The sequence below is a fragment of the Hymenobacter agri genome, assembly GCF_054778495.1.
Map to the genome: position 1 here is coordinate 1 of NZ_BAAGZM010000763.1, position 1,731 is coordinate 1,731.

1 pseudogene is annotated in these 1,731 nt (G+C 65.3%); it reads left to right on the top strand.

What is annotated here, in order from left to right:
- Positions 1-328: 328 nt before the first annotated feature.
- Positions 329-1,731, top strand: a pseudogene (locus ACYVDE_RS21855) (hypothetical protein); the annotation flags it as partial.

Below are 1,731 nucleotides of genomic sequence, written 5' to 3' on the forward strand. Positions count from 1 at the left end.
CAGCAGGCGCTCAGCGGCCCAGCTGGGGCCGAATTGTCGGTGACCGGCCTGCCCACCGGCACCTACCTGCTGCGCGTGCAGTATGCCGAAGGCGCCGTGGTGCGCCGCGTGCAGGTGCAGTAGCCGCCCAGCTCCGCAACTGGTTTAAGACAATTGAGAAGGACGAACCAGCCGGTTCGTCCTTTTTTTCTGGCATTTTAACCGCGCAGGCCTGCTGCCCAACGAGTACGCGGCCACCGCGCGCATCGCCGACCGGGCATCGGCCGTACTACCAGCTGTTCGTTTATATGTTCGCTGAAAATCAGCTCACTATTATCGTATTTATCACTTGTATCGATTTTTCATTCTGATTATTGGCTTCGGCCTGTGCCTTGCACCGTCAGCCCGCACCCAGGCCCAAAGTCTGGATGCGGGCTTTGCCAGGGCCACCTTCTACGCCCCCGGCACGGTATTTTCGGCCCTGGAGCAGCCCGATGGCAAGCGCGTGGTGGTGGGGACCTTTTCGCGGGCCAACGGGGCCGCGTCGGCGCAGCTGGTACGTCTCACTCCCGGTGGCGTCATCGATGCCGTATTTCAGCAAAATGTTGGGCAGGTGGGCCCGGTTTACCGCGTGGCGCTGCAGGCCAATGGCCAGCTGCTGCTGACCTCCTTCACGGGCGCCACCCTCACGGCGGGCGGCCTCAATCGAACGGCCCTGCTGCGCCTCAACGCCGACGGCTCGGCCGATGCGTCCTTTGATGTGGGCATGGGCCCTACTACCGTGCAGCCCGGCAGCCTGGGCTCGGTCGATTTTACGCTGCCCCTGCCCAATGGACAGGTGCTCGTGACGGGTTTGTTCGACCGGTTCGGCGGGGTGCCGGCCAACGGCGTGGCGCGTCTCGACGCCACGGGCGCGGTCGATGCCACGTTTAACCCCGGGGGAAGCGGCCCCAACGACTACGTGGTGGGGGCCGTGTCGCTGCCCGGCGGCAAGCTGCTGGTGAACGGCTATTTTACTTCCTACAATGGTACGGCCCGCCACGGCCTGGCGCGCCTCAACGCCAACGGCACCCTCGATGCTACTTTCGACCCCAGCCTGGCGCTGAGCAACGGCAGCAGCATCGACAACATTACCGTGCAGCCCGACGGACGTATTCTGGTGGCCGGCTACGTGTCGTCGGTCGGTAGCACGGGGCAGCGGGCACTTGCGCGCTTGCTGCCCGACGGCACTGCCGACAACAGCTTCTCGGCGCCGGCGGCTTTTGGCTTGGGCAGTATTTACTCCTTTCACGGCGACGCCATGGCCGTGCAGGCCGATGGCAAAATTCTGCTGGCGAATCACTCGGCAGCCTATGGGCCGGTAATCCGGCTGAATGCCGACGGCTCGCTCGATGCCACCTACCAGGCAAGCGCCGGGCCGGGCTTCAATATTTTCTCCCTGACGCTGCTGAGCGCCGGCGGCCTGCTACAGGCCGGCAACTATACAGTGCTGGGCCCCAGCAGCCGCTACGCCCTGGTGCAGGCCCACGCCGCCGGCGCCCTCGACCCCACATTTCAACCCACGTTCCAGGTGCCGGGCGCGGTGAGCTGTCTGGCCCTGCAGGCCGATGGCAAGCTGCTGGCCGGGGGTAATTTCAGCGAAGTGAATGGGCAGCCCATTGCAGCCCTGGCGCGCTTCAATCCAGACGGCTCGCTCGATGCCAGCTACCCCGGCGGCGCTGCCCTGAGTGCCCCGGCCGCAGACCTGGCCCT